General features: G+C 68.0%; 18 protein-coding genes and 1 tRNA gene. 11 read left to right on the top strand and 8 right to left on the bottom strand.

What is annotated here, in order from left to right:
* Window positions 1-71 precede the first annotated feature (71 nt).
* Window positions 72-515 carry a hypothetical protein gene (locus tag EPL03_RS14525; protein ID WP_244605279.1) on the top strand — a complete coding sequence of 148 codons (444 nt, stop codon included), beginning with the start codon at window positions 72-74 and terminating at the stop codon, window positions 513-515.
* 100 nt (window positions 516-615) lie between these two features.
* On the opposite strand, the gene EPL03_RS14520 is transcribed toward EPL03_RS14525, so the two are convergent.
* The gene (locus EPL03_RS14520; RefSeq protein ID WP_135830065.1) at window positions 616-1,545 is read right to left on the bottom strand and encodes an RNA-guided pseudouridylation complex pseudouridine synthase subunit Cbf5; all 930 of its coding nucleotides are present in this window, start codon (window positions 1,543-1,545) and stop codon (window positions 616-618) included.
* A 4-nt stretch (window positions 1,546-1,549) separates the two neighbouring features.
* A complete protein-coding gene (gene cmk, locus EPL03_RS14515; protein ID WP_135830064.1) occupies window positions 1,550-2,125 on the bottom strand; it encodes a (d)CMP kinase in 576 nt (191 codons plus the stop codon).
* Window positions 2,126-2,266: 141 nt separating this feature from the next.
* On the opposite strand from cmk, the gene EPL03_RS20125 reads away from it, so the two are divergent.
* The 5 genes from EPL03_RS20125 to EPL03_RS14495 all read left to right on the top strand — a co-directional run bounded on the left by EPL03_RS20125 (window position 2,267) and on the right by EPL03_RS14495 (window position 5,511).
* Window positions 2,267-2,418: transfer RNA gene (locus tag EPL03_RS20125), tRNA-Met, on the top strand.
* A 353-nt stretch (window positions 2,419-2,771) separates the two neighbouring features.
* Complete coding sequence (locus EPL03_RS14510; RefSeq protein WP_135830063.1) at window positions 2,772-3,068, top strand: hypothetical protein; 297 nt, start codon at window positions 2,772-2,774, stop codon at window positions 3,066-3,068.
* A gap of 91 nt (window positions 3,069-3,159) precedes the next feature.
* Window positions 3,160-3,666, top strand: a complete 507-nt coding sequence (locus EPL03_RS14505; protein WP_135830062.1) for a CBS domain-containing protein — start codon at window positions 3,160-3,162, stop codon at window positions 3,664-3,666.
* Window positions 3,667-3,752: 86 nt separating this feature from the next.
* Window positions 3,753-4,679, top strand: coding sequence for a DMT family transporter (locus EPL03_RS14500; protein ID WP_135830061.1), 927 nt, complete (start codon window positions 3,753-3,755; stop codon window positions 4,677-4,679).
* 103 nt (window positions 4,680-4,782) lie between these two features.
* On the top strand, window positions 4,783-5,511 hold the full coding sequence (locus EPL03_RS14495; protein WP_135830060.1) for a hypothetical protein: 729 nt from the start codon (window positions 4,783-4,785) through the stop codon (window positions 5,509-5,511).
* 84 nt (window positions 5,512-5,595) lie between these two features.
* On the opposite strand, the gene EPL03_RS14490 is transcribed toward EPL03_RS14495, so the two are convergent.
* The gene (locus tag EPL03_RS14490; protein ID WP_135830059.1) at window positions 5,596-6,009 is read right to left on the bottom strand and encodes a TRAM domain-containing protein; all 414 of its coding nucleotides are present in this window, start codon (window positions 6,007-6,009) and stop codon (window positions 5,596-5,598) included.
* Between the two features lie 213 nt (window positions 6,010-6,222).
* Between EPL03_RS14490 and mtnP the strand changes: the two genes are divergently transcribed.
* Window positions 6,223-7,077 (top strand): S-methyl-5'-thioadenosine phosphorylase, encoded by an 855-nt coding sequence (gene mtnP, locus EPL03_RS14485; RefSeq protein ID WP_135830058.1) that lies wholly within the window; start codon window positions 6,223-6,225, stop codon window positions 7,075-7,077.
* A 500-nt stretch (window positions 7,078-7,577) separates the two neighbouring features.
* Here mtnP and EPL03_RS14480 read toward each other — a convergent pair whose 3' ends face one another.
* The 4 genes from EPL03_RS14480 to EPL03_RS14465 all read right to left on the bottom strand — a co-directional run bounded on the left by EPL03_RS14480 (window position 7,578) and on the right by EPL03_RS14465 (window position 14,172).
* The gene (locus tag EPL03_RS14480) at window positions 7,578-8,582 is read right to left on the bottom strand and encodes a segregation and condensation protein A (RefSeq protein WP_135830057.1); all 1,005 of its coding nucleotides are present in this window, start codon (window positions 8,580-8,582) and stop codon (window positions 7,578-7,580) included.
* On the bottom strand, window positions 8,575-12,159 hold the full coding sequence (gene smc / locus EPL03_RS14475) for a chromosome segregation protein SMC (protein WP_135830056.1): 3,585 nt from the start codon (window positions 12,157-12,159) through the stop codon (window positions 8,575-8,577). Before smc ends, EPL03_RS14480 begins: the two co-directional genes overlap by 8 nt.
* A gap of 21 nt (window positions 12,160-12,180) precedes the next feature.
* Window positions 12,181-12,459 carry a DUF7518 family protein gene (locus tag EPL03_RS14470; protein WP_135830055.1) on the bottom strand — a complete coding sequence of 93 codons (279 nt, stop codon included), beginning with the start codon at window positions 12,457-12,459 and terminating at the stop codon, window positions 12,181-12,183.
* A gap of 75 nt (window positions 12,460-12,534) precedes the next feature.
* Window positions 12,535-14,172, bottom strand: a complete 1,638-nt coding sequence (locus EPL03_RS14465) for a sensor histidine kinase (RefSeq protein ID WP_135830054.1) — start codon at window positions 14,170-14,172, stop codon at window positions 12,535-12,537.
* Between the two features lie 119 nt (window positions 14,173-14,291).
* Between EPL03_RS14465 and gatB the strand changes: the two genes are divergently transcribed.
* The 3 genes from gatB to EPL03_RS14450 all read left to right on the top strand — a co-directional run bounded on the left by gatB (window position 14,292) and on the right by EPL03_RS14450 (window position 18,683).
* Window positions 14,292-15,779, top strand: coding sequence for an Asp-tRNA(Asn)/Glu-tRNA(Gln) amidotransferase subunit GatB (gene gatB, locus EPL03_RS14460; RefSeq protein ID WP_135830053.1), 1,488 nt, complete (start codon window positions 14,292-14,294; stop codon window positions 15,777-15,779).
* 374 nt (window positions 15,780-16,153) lie between these two features.
* The gene (locus tag EPL03_RS14455) at window positions 16,154-17,029 is read left to right on the top strand and encodes an ABC transporter ATP-binding protein (RefSeq protein ID WP_135830052.1); all 876 of its coding nucleotides are present in this window, start codon (window positions 16,154-16,156) and stop codon (window positions 17,027-17,029) included.
* 1 nt (window position 17,030) lies between these two features.
* On the top strand, window positions 17,031-18,683 hold the full coding sequence (locus EPL03_RS14450; protein ID WP_135830051.1) for an ABC-2 transporter permease: 1,653 nt from the start codon (window positions 17,031-17,033) through the stop codon (window positions 18,681-18,683).
* Window positions 18,684-18,767: 84 nt separating this feature from the next.
* On the opposite strand, the gene EPL03_RS14445 is transcribed toward EPL03_RS14450, so the two are convergent.
* On the bottom strand, window positions 18,768-19,199 hold the full coding sequence (locus EPL03_RS14445; RefSeq protein ID WP_135830050.1) for a hypothetical protein: 432 nt from the start codon (window positions 19,197-19,199) through the stop codon (window positions 18,768-18,770).
* A gap of 122 nt (window positions 19,200-19,321) precedes the next feature.
* Between EPL03_RS14445 and priS the strand changes: the two genes are divergently transcribed.
* Complete coding sequence (priS, locus tag EPL03_RS14440) at window positions 19,322-20,524, top strand: DNA primase catalytic subunit PriS (RefSeq protein WP_135830049.1); 1,203 nt, start codon at window positions 19,322-19,324, stop codon at window positions 20,522-20,524.
* The last annotated feature ends 1 nt before the right edge of the window (window position 20,525 follow it).

Raw genomic sequence — 20,525 nt, 5'->3', positions numbered from 1 at the left:
CAAGCGAGTCGTCACGAGCGTCGTTCCGGTTCCGACCGAGCGACCCGAACAGTGGAGATACCGACCGGTTAATGACGATGACGGTGGAACGACCCGACGTGTACTCGCTCACCCTCCGCGACGCGCGTACCGTGGCGGTCCTCGGGGGCGTCGGCTATGCAGTCGCCGTCCTCTCGTGGCTGTTCTCGGAGGGCGTCCACTTCGCCTCGCAGGAACCGGGAGCGCTCGTGTTCGGGTACGGGTACGCGCTGGTCGGGATGTTCCTCACGGCGGCCGTTCCACTGTACCTGTTCGGCCGCTTCTCGCTCGTCTCCCCGCCACTGGCGACCCTCTCGCTCCTCGGCGAGACGGCGTACCAGTGGGCGTACGGGACTCATCTCCACCCGCTCCCGTCGTACCTGACGGTCTGGCCCATTCTCCTCGGGTTCACGCTGGCGGTTACGGCCGGAGAGGCGACACTACGGGTCGTCCTCGACCGGGCCGTCGGACGGTTCGGCCTCCGGCCACTCCTGTAACCCCGGTGGGTTCGTCCCTGGCTCGTCGAGTTCGGGCATGCAGACGCGGGAGTTCGCCCGCTTCGAGTTCACCGGAGAGGGGATGTCGAGTACTCGCCTCTCACACCAACACGCGTTCGAGTTCCACGGCCACGCCCTCCTCGGCGTCCGGGTCGCCGACCATCCGGCCGAGACAGACTGCGGCCTCGTCCGGCGTGAAGCAGGCGACCAACTGCCCGTCGTCGGCGTCGTCGGCTTCGATGACGCCCGGCGCGTACACCTGCGCGCCGTGGGCGACCTGTTCGGCCGCGCTCGGGGCGACGGTCACGCTCGGAAGGTGGGTCAGCGCGCGCTCGGCGGGCTGGACCACCTCGCGCAGCCAGTCGTCCGGGCCGTCCGCTCGCGAGTCGTCGCTTTGGGTCTCCTGGCTCCTCGCGGAGGCGTCTCGCGCCTCGCCCTCCCGCCAGCGCGCGAGCGCGTCCGCGAGGTCCTCCATCGTCACCAGCGTCGCGTCGTCGAACGGGTCGGTCGCGGTCCGGCGGAGGTCGCCCATGTGCGCGCCGGTGCCGAGCGCGAGTCCGAGGTCGTGACACAGTTTCCGGACGTAGGTGCCGCTCTCACACCGGATGCGGAGCAACGCCTGTCGACCCTCGACGCCCAGCACGTCGAGGTCGTATATCTCCCGGACGCGCAGTCGGCGGGCGACCGCGCTCTTTCGCGGGGGCTTCTGGTACGTCGGCCCCTCGAACTCCCGGACCACGGCTTCGAGGTCCGACGGCGGGTCGTCGTGGAGTTCCAGCACCGCGACGTACTCCTTCGCGCCTTCGAGGAACACCTGCGAGAGCCGGGTCGCGGTGCCGGTCAGGACCGGGAGACAGCCGGTGACCTTCGGGTCGAGCGTCCCGGCGTGGGCGGCCCGCTCGACCGCCGCCAGGTCCCGCACCCAGCCCGCGACCTGATGGGCCGACGGGCCGGGCGGTTTGTCGAGGTTGACGACGCCGAACGCCAGCAGCGCCTCCGGCGAGCGTTTCTCGGGTGGGTCTCGGAGCATAGCCTCAGAAGTCGTAGTCGACCGCGACGGGGTACGTGCCCTCGTCGACCGCGGGGTCGTACGTCTCGACGGCGGTCACGAGTACGTCCAGCACCGCCTCGGCGTCCCATCGGGCGGTGTTGAGCGACAGGTCGTAGATGCTCAGGTCGGTGATGTCGATGCCGTAGTACTCCTCGTAGCGGGCGGCTTCGCTGCGCTGGCGGGCGTCGCTCTCCTCGCGGGCCTCGTCGACCGATTTGTCCTCGCGGTCGGCGATGCGCTCGGCCCGGACGTCGAGGGGCGCGTCGAGCCACACCCGGAAGTCGGCGCGGTCGCCCGCCAGCCACCCGGCGAGGCGCGACTCGAGCACTACGTCGTCGCGCTCGACCGCCACGGTCCGGAGGCGTCGGTCGAGGTCGCGGTCGATCTGGTCGTCCTCCTCGGCGAGCTTGTTGAACTCCAGCGGGGTGTGGCCGCGCTCGTCGGCCAGCTCCCGGAAGATGTCCCCGCCGCTGACGTGGTCGAGTCCCAGCGAGGCGGCCAGGTTGGAGGCGGTCGTGCTCTTGCCGCTCCCCGGCGGGCCGGACACTGTAATCAACATATCCTACCTCCGCGTGGCGGTATGAAAGAGGTTTTGAACTCGCGTGGCCGACTCGCACGGACGCGAAACCACCGTGCGCGACGGCGACGTCCCGGCGCAGATGAGAACTTTAAAGAGTAGCACCCGCCTACGAGGAACCGAGCCCGGGTGGCTTAGCTGGACATAGCGCCGCACTCATAGGGTTCTGAGATTCGGCGCGCTCAGGCCTTGGAAGCCTCCTCATGCCCACGAGGCCCGCCGAGCCTCCGACCTGGGTCATGCGGAGATCGAGGGTTCGGAGCCCTCCCCGGGCATTTTGTTACTGCTCCACCACTTCTGCCAGCCTCCGGCTCGTGGGACCACCGCGATACCCCGACGGTCGACTCGCGAGTCCACGCTGGGCATCGGTCCCGTTGCGCCGCGCTTGTCCGAGGGAAGGCAACGCCTGATTACCCCAGCATCGACTGCGGTACCGGGACATTTCTACACGTAAAATCACCGAGGGAAAATCGCTTAGAGACGATTATAAATTTTATAATCGTTTTAGCGGACGTCGTAAAACGTCGCCGTTTTCGCGAGTTCGCGGTGAACTGTGCTGAACTCGCGCTAACGCTCTGTCCGTTATATGGTGTTGCCCGTTCAAGGATACGTCGAGGTCGAACGGTCCATGCCCGAATCCACCCTCCAGAACGAAAACAACTCCGCCGTGGGGTCCCGCACCGACGCCGGCGAGACGGCCGGCGGTCGGACCAGACTCGCCGTCCTGTACGACCGCTACCGCGAACACGCGCTCACGACGCCCATCGAGGCCGCCGGCTTCTGGGCGGCGATAGCCCTGCCGTTCCTCTACGTGCCGCTCCTGCTCACCGGCATCTCCTCGCAGGCCGAACTGCTCACCTTCCTCGGCCTGCTCGCCCTGAACGTCGCGGCGCTGCTGGCCGGCCACGACCACAACCGCGACTGATTCGCTTCGGCCCTCCCGAGTCCAGCGGTTCACCTCCGGGTCCCACGCCCGGACCGGAAACGATACGGTGCGACGCGCCCACGGGTCGACCATGCGAGCCCGCGACCTGATGACGACCGACGTCGAGACCGCCGACCCGGACGACGACGTAAGCGCGGTGCTGACCCGCCTCGCGCGCGCGGACTTCAACGGTTTCCCGGTCGTCGAGGACGACCGCGTGGTCGGCATCGTCACCCAGTCCGACCTCGTGAACCTGTTCCAGCCCAGCGACCGCACCCTCTGGATTCCGGTCGGCTTCCCGCCGTTCCTCGAGACGCTCGAATACGCCATCGACCTCTCGTGGGACAGCCTCGACACCGAGCTCGACCTGCTGAAACACGCCGGCGACCCCGTCAGCACCGTCATGACCGACGAGGTGGTCACGGTCGGTCCCGACGACGACCTCGAGCGTATCCTCGACCTGCTCGCCGACGACGAGCGCGACATCAACCGACTCCCGGTCGTCGACGAGGACGACCGCCTGCTCGGCATCGTCGCCAGACAGGACGTGCTCCGGGCGGTCCGCGACGAGCGTCGAGCGACCCGAACAGACGCCTGACCACCGGGCGACGACGCCGGGATTCCGGAACCGGCAACGTCCCGCCACTCCGAAACGTTGACGCCGAACTGGCGAGCAGTACGACCGTGAGCAGATACCGAAACGCCGGACTGTTCGTCGCGCTCGCCGCCGTGTGGGGGTCGGCGTTCATGGCCATCAAGGTCGGACTCGAGTACTTTCCGCCCGTGTTGTTCGCCGCGCTTCGCTACGACGTCGCCGCCGTCGTGATGCTTGGCTACGTCGCAGTCGCGTCGGAGCGGCGACGCCCGCGCGGGCGCGACGAATGGTGGTTAGTGTTCGTGGGCGGGGCGCTTCTCATCGCGGGCTATCACGCCTTCCTGTTCGTCGGCGAGCAGTACACCACCAGCGCGGTGGCGGCGGTCGTGGTTAGCCTCAGCCCGGTCCTCACCACCGGATTCGCCCGCGTACTGCTGCCGAGCGAGCGACTGACCCCGGTGGGAATCGCCGGATTGTTCCTCGGACTCGTCGGCGTGGCCGTGCTGAGCGCGCCCGACGCGGGCAACCTGCTCTCGGCCGACGTGGTCGGGAAGGCACTGGTGTTCGCGGCCGCCGTCTCGTTCGCGCTCGGGAGCGTCCTCACCCGCCGCGTCGACACCGACCTCCCGATGGAGACGATGGAGGCGTGGTCGATGGTACTCGGTGCGCTGTTGATGCACGCCGCCAGCGTCGCCCGGCCCGGCGAGTCGCTGGCCGCCGTCGAGTGGGCACCGGAAGCGCTCTGGGCGCTGGCGTACCTCTCGGTCGCGGCGAGCGCGCTCGGCTTCCTGATCTATTTCGACCTGCTCGAACGGCTCGGCCCCATCGAGATAAATCTCGTCTCCTACGTCGCGCCGATGTTCGCCGCGCTCTCGGGCTGGTGGTTCCTCGACGAAGGCATCGACCTCGCCACGGTCGCGGGGTTTCTCGTCATCTTCGCGGGGTTCTGTCTGGTGAAACGCGAGACGCTGGCCCGGGAACTGCCCCGGCTCCGCGCGACGGTCAGTCGCCGCTGAGACTCGACGGTCATCGGTCGTCGGGAGAACTCGCGGGGAACGCGACGCCGTGCGGGGCCGCTACGCTTATCGAACGCTGCCTCGAACGGCCTGTGGTTCGACCATGTCCGACGCGCCATTCGGCCACCGACGAGCCCCGACCGACGCCATCCCCGAGGGGCTGACGCTCGCGGCGTTCAACACCGACTGCCCGGAGTCGGTCCTCGACGACCTCGGCGACGCGCTCGACGCGTTCCTCGACGTCGAGGACGTGACGGTCGGGACGACGCTCACCGACGACCGGCCCCGCGAGTTCGCGGCGCTCCACGACGACGTGCTCGTCGACGGGGCACTCGTCCACCCCCGCCGGGAGGGCGACCCGACGGACGTCGTGGCGGCCGGGACCGAGCCGTTCGAGCCGACCGACACCCTCTTTCTGGCGGGCTACGACGACAGGTCCGGACTGCGGGTGCTCTCGAATCGGGTCGAGGCGCTGGCGTGGCGCGCTGGTCGGGGTCGCCTCTACGCGGGCGGTCAGCAGCGCCTCGCCGCAATGGACGACCATTGGGCGGGCTACCGGCGCATCGCCGAGCACGGCGTCGAGGTCCACCTCTTCGAGGCGGCCGACTACGTGCCGGGCGGCTCGGAGGAGTTCGTCGTCCACGGCGGACGACACGGGTTGGCGGGGACGTGGCTGGTGGCGTACGACGGCGACGGCAACGACGCCGCCAAGGCCGCGCTGGTCGCGGTCGAGCGCGACCCCGACAGTTACTACGGGCTCTGGACCCGGGTCCCCGCGCTCGTCGACCAGATAATCGAGCGCGCGCCCGAGTACGCGCCCGCCGAGCGATAACCGCCTCCGCGACGCGGGGTCCGGCCGAGCGGTTTCGCGAGCGGGGTCGCCGGCGGCGACCGCGCCCGCACCAGAGAGTCGTCCTCAGAAGTCCTCTTCGATTATCTCGCCGACCGCGAAGTTGGACTTGACCTCCGTGATCTCGACCTTGACGCGCTCGCCGATCTCGGCGTCGGGCACGATGATGACGTAGCCGCGCTCGACCCGGGCGATGCCGTCGCCCTGCTTGCCGATGTCCTCGACCTCCACGTAGCGGATTTCGCCCTCCTCGACCGGTGGCTGGGGTTGCGAGGGCGTGCCGCCACCGCCGCTGCTCTTGCTCTCGGACTCGGCGTCCGCGGACGCCGAGTCGTCGGCGATGAGCGCGACGCGGTAGGTCTCGCCGGGCTCGACCGACCCGGTCTCTATCTCTCGACGCGGTACCTCGACGACGTACGAGTCGTCCTCGATAGTCACGTCAGCACTGAACAGACACAGGAGTTTGTCAGAGATCTCCAAGGCTATATGCCTCCGTCCGACACAAGTAGTCAGGTCCTAAAGAATTTTACCCAACGAACGCCTGTTCGGGGAGCCAGCAGCGCCGGTCTCGGCACTACGGGGCGTCGACCCCGGACGACGTCGGTACTGGGCGGCCTCACCGCCGGACGGCGTCGGCGCTGGCTCCCGGCCGAATGAGTAGCCATTATAGTGCCCCCTCACGGAGTGTGTGGTATGACGATCGGTTTCATCGGCGGTAGCGGTATCTACGAGGCACTCCCGCTCGAAGACACCCGCGAGGAACGCGTCTCGACGCCGTTCGGCGACCCGAGCGCACCGGTCACCATCGGGGAACTCGCCGGCCGGGAGGTGGCGTTCCTCCCCCGCCACGGCCCGGACCACCAGTACACGCCGACCAACGCGCCGTACAAGGCCAACATCCACGCGCTCAAGCAGGTCGGCGTCGAGCGCGTATTGGCGAGCAACGCGGTCGGCACCCTGCGCGGGGACCTCCCGCCCCAGACGCTCGTGGTACCCGACCAGACGTTCGACCGGACCAAGCACCGCGACTCGACGTTCTTCGGCGACGGCGTCGTGGTCCACATGGAGTTCGCCGAACCGTACTGCCCCCACATGGTCGACCACCTCGCGGACGCGTCCGAATCGGCCACCGACGCCGACGCCGAGAAGGGCGGAACGTACGTCTGCATCGAAGGCCCCCAGTACTCGACCCGGGCCGAGAGCGAGTTCTACCGCCAGCAGGGCTGGGACGTCATCGGCATGACCACCATCCCGGAGGCCAAACTCGCCCGCGAGGCCGAGATGTGCTACGCCACGATTGCCGGCGTCACCGACTGGGGCGTGTGGCACGGCGAGAACGAGGACCGGCTCGGCGAGGTGCTGGAGAACGCGGCCGCCAACGAGGAGGCCATCAAGCAGGTCGTCGAACACGCCGTCCGGAACATGCCCGACGAGCGCGACTGTGACTGCGGGTCGGCCCTGGAGGGGACCATAAACACGCCGACCGACTCGATTCCCGAGGCGACCCGCGACCGCGTGGACCTGTTCCTCGGCGAGTATCTGGACTGAGACGACGGACTGGAACGAGTGTCCGCGGACGGGCACTGGCGAAGCGAAATTCGACTTTTCCGGCTGGCGCGCGCGAAGGAGGCGGTCGCGTCTGCGCGAGCGAAGCGAGTGCAGGCTCGTCGGACGCGGTTCGTCCGACGGCGTTTATGCGGCCGCCGAGGCTGGGGCGGTCTGAGAGGCCCGCGCTGTGCGGTGTGGTCGCGGATGCGGTGCTGTGCGGATACTCATAGGTCTCGGACGTAGCTAGCTCCTTCGGCACTCACAACACGACGTTTCGTACCGGAGAAGCTAGCTACGTCCGAGACCTAGGGAAACCGCACCGCAACCGCAACGACGGACCTCACCCCTCCCCAGCCTCCTCGTTCGCTCCGCTCACTCGTCCCTCGCGCGCGAGCGACGCGCGCGCCAGCGAGAAGTTCATCAGTGTATGAGACGAGACTCCGGTTCGAGTGGACGAAACGAGAATCCGAATGTCGACCGCCGCGAGAGTCGACCGGTCCCTAGTCCGCAATCGCCGGCGTCTCCACGTCGTCTTCCGCGTCGGCATCCACCACCCAGAGGTCGCCGAACATCTCGTCTTGATCCAGCGTGACGACCCCGCGATGGGAGAGGAACAGCACCGCGAGGAACGTCTCGATACGGGTTCCGCCCGCCGTCTCTACTTCGGCGTACAGCACTTCCTCGCGGCCAGCGTCGTAGTGGGTCGACAGTTCCTCGCGAACGTCGTCGATGACCGCCTCGATGTCCTCGTCGTGGGCGTTGCCCAGCGTCTCGTCGGCCGTGGGCTCGTCGTCGACCCGCATCGCGTCGTCGGGCCGGTAGTCCAGCGTCTGGGTACCGCGGTCGAACCCGCTGGGCGAGTCGGTGGTGTCGTAGCTCCGGGAGTCCTTCCACCACGAATCGCGCTCGCGCTCTCGCAACTCCCGGACGAGTTCGTCGAGCGTCTCGGGCGTTCCCCGTGCGGTCTTGCGCTCCATCCGACGGTCCATCTCGGCTTCGAGACTGGCGACCGGGTCGTAGGCCGGGCGGTCGCCCTCGGGGTCGTCGGGCATCGGTGCGTCCATCCCCGGCTCCCAGTCGTCCCACGACTCCTCGGGCTCCTCCTCGTCGTCGTCGGACAGCATGGCGTCGCTCTTCATCCGGAGCAGGACGCTGGCGTAGAACAGCGCCCGGCCGGAGGTCCTGAGGTCGGCCTCGTCGAGCGCGTCGAGGAACTTGTCGGTGACCCGCACGATGTCGATGTCCCACGGCTCTATCTCGCCGGACTCGGCCAGTTGGACGAGGAGTTCGACCGGCTCGGCCTCCTCGTCGTCCGGGTCGGTCTCGACGTCGAGTTCCTCGCCGAGAATGGCGTCGGGGTCGGGAGTCGCGTCGTCCTCGCGCTCGCGCGTCTCGGCCTCGTGGTCCGCGATGGTCAGGGAGAAGCCGTCTTCGTCGCGTCGCTCCTCGCTGCTCGCGGCTTCGCCGCTCGCGTTCTCCGAGGAGCGTCGCTCCTCGCTAGTCATCCGCCGGCACCTCCTCCTCGCCGTCCTCGCCCAACTGGATGCCCGTCACGGTACTGACGTTGTCGCCCTGCATCGTGACGCCGATGGCGCGCTCCGAGCGTTCCATCATCGCCGACCGGTGGCTCACCACGACGAACTGGGCGTCGCCCGCGAGTTCGTCGACCATCTCGCCCACGCGCTCGGCGTTTGCGGCGTCGAGGAAGGCGTCGACCTCGTCGAGCGCGTAGAACGGCGCGGGGTTGTACCGCTGGATGGCGAAGATAAAGGCGAGCGCGGTCAGGCTCTTCTCGCCGCCCGACATCGCGTCGAGACGCTGGATGGGCTTGTCGCCCGGCTGGGCCTTCATCGTCAGGCCACCGTCGAAGGGGTCGGCCTCGTCTTCGAGGTGGAGTTCGCCCGTGCCGTTCGAGAGGCGCTCGAAGATGTCCTCGAACTGGTCGTCGATGGCCTCGTAGGCGTCCATGAACGTCGCCTTCTTCTGGTCCTCGTACGACTCGATGCGGTCGCGTATCCCCTCGCGCTCCTCGACCAGCACCGTCTTGCGCTCTTCGAGGTTGTCGAGGTCGGCCTTCACGTCGTCGTACTCCTCGATGGCCAGCATGTTCACGGGTTCGAGCGCCTCCATCTGACGTTCGAGCCGCGAGATGTTGTCCTCGACCGCGTCCAAGTCGGGAATCTCGTCGGCCTCGTACTCACCGACCCGCTCTTCGAGGTCGGCGACGTCCTCGGCCAGTCGGTCCTCGGCCCGGCGCAGGCTCTCCAGCCGGTTCTGTACCGACTCGACCTCCGACTGCTTGTCGTCGCGAGCCTGCTGGGCGGCCCGGAGGTCGTCCTTGACGTCCGCGCGTTCGTCTTTGAGGTCGGCGAGTTCGTCTTCGAGGTCCGCGACCGCCTCGCGCTTCTGTTCGAGCAGCGCCTCCTGGTCGGCTATCTTGCCCTCGAGGTCGGTTATCCGCTCCTCCTGGTCGGCCTTCCGGTTCTGGGCCCGCTCGATGTCGTCGTGGAGGTCCTCGATGGCCTCCTCGGCGTACTGCTTCTCCAGTTGCAACTCGTTGAGTTCCCCGTCGAGTTCGTCGATGCGGTCCTCGTACTGGTCGATCTCGGCCTCGATGTCCTCGGCCTTCGAGGTGAGCTCCGGAATCCGGGAGTCCTCCAGTTCGGCCTCCAACTCGGCGATGGCGTCCTCGACCGCCGCGATGTCGTCCTCGCGGTCGTCGATGTCGGCCTCCACCTCCTGCATCTGCTCGTCGACCGCCTCGCGTTCGGCCGCCAGCTCGTCGAGTTTCGCTTCGAGGTCGTCTATCTCCTGGTTCGCGTCCTCGAGATCGGCCTCGGTGGACTCGACGTCGGCCTCGATGGACCGCACCTGGTCGGTGGCGTCGCCCTTCCGGTCGCGGGCGTCGTCGAGCCGCTCCTCGACGTCGCGGACGTCCTCGCGGACCGACCGGCGCTCGTCCTCCAACTCGTTGATGCGCTCGGCGATTCGCTCCAGTTGCCCCTTTCCCGACTTCGAGAAGGAGTAGCGGGACCCCGACTTCGAGCCGCCGGTCATCGCGCCGCTCTTCTCGACCAGTTCGCCGTCGAGCGTCACCAGCCGGTAGTCGCCCATGAGGTCCCGGGCGACGTCGAGGTCCTCGACGACCAGCGTGTCGCCCAGCACGTACGAGAACACGCCCGAGTACCGGGCGTCGAAGTCGACGAGGTTGTACGCGAAGTCGACGACGCCGGGCGCACTCGGGGCCGAGGGCAGGCTCCGGTCGTGCATCTCGGTCAGCGGCAGGAAGGTCGCTCGGCCGGCGTTGCGGGACTTGAGGTACTCGATGCAGTCCTGGCCCACGCCGTCGTCGTCGACGACCACGTTGGCCAGCCGCCCGCCGGCGGCCGTCTCACACGCCGTCGCGTACCGCTGGCTCACGCCGCCGAGTTGGCCCACCGTGCCGTGGACGCCCGGCTTCTCGGCGTTCAGCACGGTCGAGACCGCTCGCCCGTACGAGGAATCGCCGCCCTGGTCGGCCTTGGCTTCGAGTTCGGCGTACTCCTGCTGTTTGGCCTGTAGCTCGTCCTCGACCGAATCGAGGTCGTCCTGTAGCTCGCGCTTCTGCCGTCTGAGGTCCTCGACTACCTCCTCGATCTGGTCGCGGTTGCGCTCGGCCTTCGCGAGCTCGTCTTCGAGGTCGTCCAGTTCGGTTTCGAGTTCGGGGATGCGCTCGCGGGCCGCGTCGAGTTCGGTCTCCGCCTCGCTCTCGGCGTTCGACCGTCGCCGGGCCTCGTCGAGCAGTCGGTCCTGCTCGCGCTGGAGGTCGTTGCGCTCGCTCTTGAGTTCCTCCAGTTCGTCGCGCTTCTCGGCGAGGTCGGCCTTCACCTCGTCGTACTCGGTGTCGACCGCCTCGATTTCGGCTTCGATCTCGTCGAGTTCGGTCCGCTTGCCTTGCAGGTCGGCCTTCACCGACGACTTCTCTATCTTGACGTCGCGGACGTCGCTCTCCAGTTCTTCGACGTCCTCCTGCTTGCGGTCTATCTCCACGAACGCCTGGCGGCGCTCGTTCTCGGCGTCGGCTATCTTCTCCTCGGCCGATTCGACCGCGTCTTCGAGCCGAGATATCTCGCCTTTGACCTCCTCTATCTCGCTTTTGATGCGGAGCTGTTCGTCCTCGCCCTTGCGCTCGATTTCGGCGTTGAGCTCCTCCAACTCGTCCTCGAGTCGGACGACCTTGCCCTGCCGCTCGTCGAGTTCGGCCTGCAGGTCGGCGAGTTCGTCCTCGCGGTCTGCGATGTCCTCGCGCGTGTTCGACAGGTCCTCGCGCTTCTCTTCGAGTTCGGCGGCCTTCAGGTAGCCCTCGTACTCCGCTTTCTCCTCGCGAAGGCCCTGATACTCCAGTGCGGTCTCGCGCTCGTCGGCCAACTGGTCGAGTCGGTCGCGCTTCTCCTCGATTCGCAACTCGGCCTCGTCGATGCGCTCTTTGACCGTCTCCAACTCCGCCAGGGCGTCCTCTTTTTTGGCGTCGAACTCCGCCACGCCGGCTATCTCGTCGATTATCTCCCGGCGCTCGAACGGCGTCATGTTGATTATCTCGGTCACGTCGCCCTGCATGACGACGTTGTACCCCTCGGGCGTGACGCCGGCCTGGGCCAGCAGGTCCTGGATGTCCGAGAGGTTCACCGACCGGCCGTTGAGGTAGTAGTACGAGTAGTAGTTGTCGTCGGTCTCCTTGACCCGGCGCTTGATGGTTATCTCGTCGACCTCGCCCACGTTCTCGGAGCCGGCGGCGTTGACGACCTGCGTCCGGTCGAGGGTCCCGCTGCCGTTGTCGAGTACGACTTCCACGCTGGCCTCGCGGGTTCCGCTCCGTTCCTCGCTGCCGTCGGCGTGACCGGGGTTGTAGATGAGGTCGGTCAGCTTCTCGGCCCGTATCCCCCGCGTCCGGGCAAGTCCGAGCGCGAACAGCACGCTGTCGATGATGTTGCTCTTGCCCGAGCCGTTCGGACCCGAGACGGTCGTGAAGTCCTCGTAGAACGGTATCTCGGTCCTGCGTCCGAAGCTCTTGAAGTTGTCCAGGACGAGCTTTTTGATGTGCATGGGTGCTCGTACGCGGGGCCGTTACGCCACGATGATGTCGTCGCCGACGTCGGAATCGCCCCCCGTCTCGTCTTCGTTGTCGGCTTCGTCGCCTTTAGCCTCGTCGCTCTCTTCCTCGCGCACGCGCGACCCCTCGGCGGAACCGCGACCTGTCTCCGTCGCTTCCGGCGTCTCCCCGTCCTCTAGCGTTTCGAGCCGGTCGTGGACCTCGACGAGTTCCTCGGTCAGACCCTGCACCGTGGCTTCGAGTCGCTCGACCTCGGACTCGAGCTCCTCGATCCGCTCACTCTGGTCGCTCATGTCCGTGATGGGCCACGGAGGGACCATAAACGTACGTCAGACGTATATAAGATTCTCTACTTTTTCCGACCGGCGTCACCGGTCGGACGCGTCGCTGCGGTCGGGGGCGGTCGCCGGCAGCAGGTCGATGCGGACGACGGTCCCGCGCGGTTCGTTCTCGGCGAACGACAGTCGACCGCCGGACCGCTCGACCACCCAGTACACCAGCCAGAGGCCGAGTCCGCTGCCGTGTTCGAGGTCGGTCTCTTGGCCCTCGGTCAGGACGATGCGCTCGTGCTCCGGGATTCCCGGTCCGTCGTCGGCCACCGCGACCCGGACCCACTCCGCGCCGGCCTCGACGACCGTCTCGACCGTCAGCGACACCGCGGGCTCCGGGGCGTTGTTGTGCTCGACCGCGTTCTCACAGACGTTCTCGACGGCGGCCGAGAACGCGGGCGTCGCACGGGCGTACTGCTCGTCGGGGACGTCGACCGAGACGTCGGCCTCCGGGTAGGCCGCATCGACCTCCGCGGCCGCCTCGGCCGCGACCGCCGACACGTCGACCGGCGTCGGTCCGGGGTCCTCGCCCTGCATCGACGTCTCGATTCGGCTGGCCTTCTCGCTCATGTCCACGAGGTCCCAGCCGTGGGACGCGATCTTCTCGGCCGCCTCCCGGATGGCGGGGTCGTCCGTCCGTTCGGCCACGAACTCGGCGTAGTTGACGACCACGGTGACGTCGTTGCGGAGGTTGTGACGGAGTACACGGTTGAACACCTGGAGGCGCTGCTCGCGCTCCTCGAGTTCGGCTTCGCGGTCGGCCAACGACGACGCGATTTCGTCGAACCCCTCGCGAATCTGGTGCCACTCCTCGCCGGACGCGAGTTCCGGGGAGTGGTCGTAATCACCGTCCCGGAGCGCACGGAAGCCATCCAGGAGCTTCTCGGCCTGCCTGATGTTGGCGTTGTACTCCCAGACGGCGAAGCCGATGACGAGCGCCAGTACCACCACCAGGCTCGCCGCCTGTACGATGGCCATCTCCTGGAGCCGATCGTCCAGCGTCGACCGGTCCTGCGTGACGCGGACGGTCCAGCCGGTGGAGTCGACGGTCGCAGTACTCGCCACCCCGTCGGCGACCGAGGTGTTCGAGTCGTAGAGCACCCGACCGTCGGCGGTGACCGACACCGAGCGCGTATCCGTCTCCAGCGACTGGACCATCGGCAGGAACGTGAACTCGTCGACCGGCAGGCCAGCCGCGAGGACGGCGACGATTTCCCCGTCCTCGAAGATAGGCGCGCTGACGACCACGACGTACTGGTCGCTCTCGTTCGCGCGGTACGGGTCGGTCACGTACAGGTCCCCGGTCCGGGTAGTGCGCTGGACGTAAGACCGGTTGCTGAAATCGTCCCCCAGTTTCGCTCGCCGCACCTCCGGGGTGACGTCGCCCCGGAATGCGACGACGGTTCCGTTCGACGCGACGATGTGTGCCGCGAGGATGCGAGGATTGGTCAGAATCTGTTCGAGGAACTGGTCGCTTCGATTGAAGTTGCTGGCCGCAGGCTGGGACCCGTAGAACTCGACGTAGTCCGTTTCCTGCCGTATCTGGGCGTCGATCTGGTCGGCGGTCTGGACGGCTGTCTGGTCGACGTTCTCCTCGACCTGGGACATCGCACGGTCTTTCGCCAGTTCGAGCTGGCCGTAGACCACGCCGCCCAGCGCGAGCGTGACTACCAGCATCAACACGCCGAACCGGGTCCGAGCCTTCACGGTTCTTGAACTTGCTCACCCCGGGGTAATGAACCCTGCTGAACGTCCGTTCGTTAGCCTTTAGCGCCCCCGCCGACAACGGGACCGTGATGACTGCACAGGCTGCCCAGCGGGCGGACCTCGCGGTCGTGATAGGACTGGAGGTCCACGTACAACTGGAGACGGACACGAAAATCTTCTGCGGGTGTTCGACCGAGGTGGCCGACGACGAGCCGAACACCCACACCTGTCCGGTGTGTCTCGGGCTGCCCGGTGCGCTCCCCGTGCTGAACGAAGCGGCCGTCGAATCCGCCGTCAAGGTCGGGAAGGCCATCGACGCCGACATCCCGTCGGAGACGACCTTCCACCGGAAGAACTACTTCTACCCGGACCTCCCCAAGGGGTTCCAGATCACCCAGTACGACGCACCCATCTGCCGGGACGGCGAACTCGCCGTCGAGGTCGACGGCGAGCGCCGGACCGTGGGCATCCAGCGCGCCCACCTCGAGGAGGACCCGGGAAGCCTCCAGCACGAGGGGGGAAGTATCGACGCCGCCGATTACACGCTGGTCGACTACAACCGGGCGGGCGTTCCGCTGATGGAGGTCGTGACCGAGCCGGACTTCCGGAGTGCCGACGAGGTCCGGGCGTTTCTCGCGAAACTCGAAGAGGTCCTGGAGTACCTCGGCGTGTTCGACAGCCAGCGCGACGGGAGCCTCCGCATCGACGCCAACCTCAGCGTCGTGGACGCCGGCGACATCGGCGAGAACGGCGATATCGACGAGGAGGCGCTCGAAGCCGCGAACCGGACCGAGGTCAAGAACATCTCCAGCCACAAGGGCGCACAGAAGGCCCTCTCCTACGAGGCGACCCGGCAGAAGAACGCGGTCGAGCGCGGCCGGGAGGTCGCCCAGGAGACCCGCCACTGGGACGAGAGCCGCGGCATCACCGTCTCGATGCGCTCGAAGGAGGCCGAGAAGGACTACCGGTACTTCCGGGAAGCCGACCTGCCGCCGCTGCGGGTCAGCGACTGGAAGGAGCGGTTGGAGATTCCGGAACTGCCCGACGCCCGCCGCGAGCGGTTCCGCGAGGAGTACGGTCTGAGCGGTGAAGCCGCGAGCAAGCTCACCTCGACCAAGCAGGTCGCGGACTTCTACGAGGACGTGGCCGCCGAGTACGACCCAGACCTCGCCGCGACGTGGGTCGCGGACAACCTGCTCGGCGAGCTCAACTACCGCGACATGGCGATCACCGACGTCGAAGCCCGGCTCGGCGAGTTCAAGCACCTGGTCGAACTGGTCGCTACCGGGGAGATCACGACCAAGAACGCCGAGGAGGTCGTCCTCCGCGAGATGCTCGACGACGGCGACGACCCCGAGACGGTCATCGAGCGCGAGGGGCTGGGGAAGGCCGACGAGGGCGAGGTCGAAGGTGCCGTCGGCGAGGCCATCGAGGAGAACCCTGACGCCGTCGAGGACTACCACGCCGGCGAGGACGGCGCGCTCAACTTCCTCGTCGGACAGGTGATGGCCAAGACCGGCGGGAGTGCCGACCCCGGCTCGGTGAACGGGCTACTGCGCGAGCGACTGGACGAGTAGCGAGCAGGCGGCGCGTGCGTCGTCGACCGCGAGGGGCGCACCGCGCTCCCGCCTCGACCCCTCGCGGCGGTTCTCAGCTCACGGCTCCCTTTCGTCCCGGCTTCGCAGTTAAACTCTAGTACCGAATTTCTGCTCCCGCTGCGGTGAGAGGGGCGTCACGCTGGTTGGCAGCCAGCCCACTGCTCGACCCGTCGTTCGTGCAAGCGTGACGAACCGTGAATGAACGAACCGGTATATTTATCAGATGTATTTTATAAGTACCCCATCGTGACACCCCTCCATCGCCCCGCCCCAGAGCAGTCCGGAACCGCGGATAGACGTCCCATCGGCCCGCCGTCGAGCGCGAGCGCCCCGCGGCTCCGAGGTGGGCGCTCGTGAAACTCCGCACGGAGGGCCTCGGGAAGCGGTACGGCGAGGAGACGTGGGGCGTCCGCGACGTCACCCTCGAGCTCGGCGAGGGAATCCACGGGCTTCTCGGACCGAACGGTGCGGGCAAGTCGACGCTGCTGGGAATCCTCTCGACGGTGATGAAACCGACGGCCGGAGCGGCCTACTGGAACGGGACCGACATCGTCGAGTCGCCCGATGCCGTCCGGTCGGTGCTGGGGTATCTCCCACAGGACTTCGGGGCGTATCCGAACCTGACGCTCGAGGAGTTCCTCGAGTACGTCGGCGCTCTGCGCGGCCTCGACGCCGAGACGACCAGCGCCCGCATCGACGAGATGCTCGCGCTGACCAACCTCGTTCACGTCAGAGACCGCAAGATAAAGACCTTCTCGGGCGGGATGCGACAGCGGGTCGGCATCGCGCAGGCGCTGCTCAACGACCCGGACCTCCTCGTGGTCGACGAACCCACGGTGGGGTTGGACCCCGAGGAGCGCGTCCGGTTGCGGAGTGCGCTGACGAACACCGCGAGCGACCGGGTCGTCGTCCTCTCGACCCACATCGTCCCGGACGTCGAGGCGACCGCGAACGAGATCGCCATCCTCGACGACGGGCGGGTGGTCGCACACGAATCGGTCGAAACGCTCGTCGACCGGGTCTCGGGGACGGTGTACGAGTGTCTCGTGACCCCTTCGGACCTCACCGAACTTCGCGAGCAGTATCAGGTGTGCAGTACCGTCCAGCGCTCGGACGGGGTCAGCGTCCGACTGCTCGCGGACGAGCGACCCGTCGAGGACGCCGAGCCGGTCTCGGCGACGCTCGAAGACGCGTACCTCGACACGGTCGACCAACCGAGCGGGGTGTGACGTGCGCCGAACCTACCACGTCGCACGAGCGGACTTCCTCCAGCGAGTGCGCTCGCGACGGCTACTCGTGGTACTCGCGGTCGTGGCGTATCTGGGTTATCTGGTCAACGTCGGCCAGATCGAACTCGCCTACCAGCTGAGCGACGGCGACTCGCTCACGAACGTCCACGGCGTCGACACGGCACCGCTCGTCGGGCTGAAGGCGGGGATGACCGCCTCGATGGTGATGCTGTTCGCCGGGTTCTATCTGATGAAGGGAGCGGTCGCCCGCGACAGCCACCACGGCGTCGACCAGTTGACCGCGAGCACCACGATATCCGACCGAGCCTATCTCGTCGGAAAGTGGCTGAGCAACGTCGGACTCGGCGCGGTCGTCCTGCTCGCGCTCGGCTTCGCCACGGTCGTCAACCACGTCGTCCACGGAGTCGGGCCGACGAAACCGCTCGCGTTGGTCGGCCCGATACTCGCGCTGGGGCTTCCGCTGGCCGCGCTCGTCGGAGCGGTCGCGCTGTTGTTCGAGAGCGTCGGCCGGCTGGACGGAACGCTCGGGAACGTCGGGTACTTCTTCCTCGCGACGTTCGCGCTCGCCGGAATCGCCGCCGCCGAGGGGCAGCTCCCGAGCGAACTACCGGCGGCGGTCCGAGCGGCCGACGTCGTGGGGCACCTCGCCGTCTACGCGCTGACTGCGGACGCACTCTTCCAGGCGGCTCCCGACGCGGCGGGGGTGCTCCCGTCGTTCGGGACGCTGACCGGCGACGAACTGACCTTCCGCTACGACGGACGGGCGTGGCCGCTGTGGATATACGTCCAGCGGGCGGCGCTCGCGGTGCCCGCAGTCGCCGTCCTGCTTGCGGCCGCGATACCGTTGGAGCGACCCCGGTCGCGGACCGAGTCGAGCGAATCCGGCCGCTGGTCGCGAGTGACGGCCCTGTTACCTGCGTTCGGGCGCGGCGACGAGTCGACCGCCGAGCCGAGCGACGCCCCGTCGGTCGACTCGCTGTCGCTGACGCGGGTCGACAACAGGAATGCCGGCGGATTTCGGCGACTCGCGACGGCGGAGCTTCGCCTCGCGGTCCGGGGCCGGCGCTGGTGGTGGTACGCCGGCGTCCTCGCGCTGGTCGTTGCCCCGGTCGGACTGCTCGCGAACGCCGGCTCGTCGAGCGGCGTGCCCGACGTCGCTCGCGGGCTGTTGGTCCCGCTGGCGTTCGTCTGGCCGGTGTTCGTCTGGTCGGACCTCGGGACGCGGGCGGTCAAGCATCGGACGACCGACCTCGTGCTCTCGTCGAGCTATCCGGTCAGACAGCTCCTCGCCGAGTGGGTCGCGGGCGTCGTCGTGGCCGTCGGCGTCAGTAGCGGTCTCGTGGCGTTGTTCGCCGGGACGGGGCAGGTGACCGCGTTGCTCGGCCTCGCGAGCGGCGCGCTGTTCGCGCCGTCGCTGGCGGTCGCGGCGGGGATGTGGAGCCGGTCGTCGTGGCTGTTCGAGGTGTCGTACCTGATGCTGTGGTACGTCGGACCGCTGAACGGCGGGGAGCCGGTCGACTTCCTTGGCACGACCGCCGGCAGTCTCGACGCCGGCGTGCCGTTCGTCTTCGTCGGGTTGAGCGCGGCGCTCGTCGGTGCGGCAGTCGTCCGTCGGAAGCGGGAAGTGAAGTAGGAGCCGGATTGCGGTCGATTCTCGCTCGCGGACCGAGTCGATTGGGACGCTGTCGAGCCCGGTACTGCCCACGCTCGGGCGGGATTACGCGTCGCCCGAAGCGTCGCCGTCCGCAGCCATCGCCGGGTCCAGCGCGGCGACGAGCGCGTCCGTCTCGGTCGGGAACACCGAGATTGGTCGCGAGCGTCCGGCCACCTCGATGCGGGCCTTCCCGCGCTTCCGGTAGGTCCAGTAGCAACCCCCAGCGCCGACCGCGACGAACGCGAGTCCCAGCGCGACGTTTCGGGAGACCGAGTAGAGGCCGTATCCGACGAGCGCGACGCTCAGCACGCCGAGCCAGTGGTCGAACTCCTCGACCGTGACTTCGGCCACCTCCTCGAGTGCGATTCGCGTGAGGTCCCCGTCGGCGGCCACGAGCAGTCGGTCGTCGGTCACGGTCACCGACCCGCCGGTCCGGAGGGCGAGTCGCTCGCGGACGGTCTCGCCCGGTTCGAGCGCGTCGGTCGCGTCGGTCATGCTGACGGAGTTGGGTTCGGACCGCGAAAAAAGGTCGGATGGCCGGTCCCGGTCGACGCCGCGAGACGGACGGGCGCGGTTCCAACAACGATTTATCCCTGCGGCCGCGTCAGTTCGAGGCGATGGAAGAGCGAACCCGAGCGTACCTCCGGGGCCGGTTCCGCGACCACTACCGGCGGGAGACGCGGGACGCCGGGTCCGGCGACTCGACCCGGGAACGCCGGGCCGACCTCCCGCTTCCGCCCGAGGCCGACGCGCGCGAGTGGGGGTACATCCCGTGGACCGACGGCTCTACCCGGATGGTCCGCCACCAGTCGCTGCTGGAACTGGGCGAGGTGGGCGATTTCCTCCGGCGCGAGCGTCCGCGCCACGTCTACTTCTCGGCCGGACGCTACGACGACCCCGGCGCGGACGACATGGACGCGAAGGGGTGGCGCGAGTCGGACCTCGTGTTCGACATCGACGCCGACCACCTGTCGGGGGTCGACCCCCAGCGCGACGCCTACGGCGAGATGCTGGCCCGCGGGAAGGCGGAACTTCGGGACCTGCTCGACTTCCTCACGAGCGACTTCGGGTTCGAGGACCTCACCGCCGTCTTCTCGGGCGGCCGGGGCTACCACGTTCACGTCCGCGACGAGGGCGTCGGCGACCTCGGTCGGGACGCCCGCCGGGAGATCGTCGACTACGTCCGGGGCGAGGGGGTCGAACTCGACGCCCTCCAGCGCACGGAGATGGGCACCACCGCGACCCGGCGCGTGCTCGACACCGACGGCGGGTGGGGTCGCCGGGTCCACCGCGCGATGCTGGCGCTGGCCGACGAGCTGCTCGAACTGCCCGAGGAGGAGGCGCTCGACCGATTGCAGGAGTTCGACCGCATCGGCGAGAGCCGGGCGACCACCATCCTCGGTGCGGTCTCGGACGACTACGAGACGCTGGCGGCCGGCAACCTCGAACGGGGCGGGCCGGGCATCCGCCAGCTCGCGACGGTGACGACCGAGCGGGTCGTGGCCGACGAGTCGGCCGCCATCGACGAACCGGTCACCACCGACCTCCGGCGGCTCATCCGGCTGCCGGGCAGCCTCCACGGCGGGACCGGGCTGGAGGTCACCCGCGTTCCCCTCGACGACGTCGACTCGTTCGACCCGCTCGTCGACGCGGTCGCCGACACGTTCGTCGGTCACGACGTGGCGGTCGAGGTAACCGACCCCGGGTCGGTCGCGCTTCGCGACGAAAGCTTTACGCTCCCGGAGGGTGACGTATCGGTTCCGGAATACGTCGCCGTGTTCCTGATGGCGAGCGGGCGGGCCGAGAAGGGACGCGAGTGAC

It is taken from the genome of Halorussus halobius (assembly GCF_004765805.1).
In the GTDB taxonomy this organism is placed as follows: Archaea; Halobacteriota; Halobacteria; order Halobacteriales; family Haladaptataceae; genus Halorussus; species Halorussus halobius.
The sequence above is the reverse complement of the archived record's forward strand: the minus strand, read 5'-3'. Positions and strand labels throughout refer to the sequence as shown.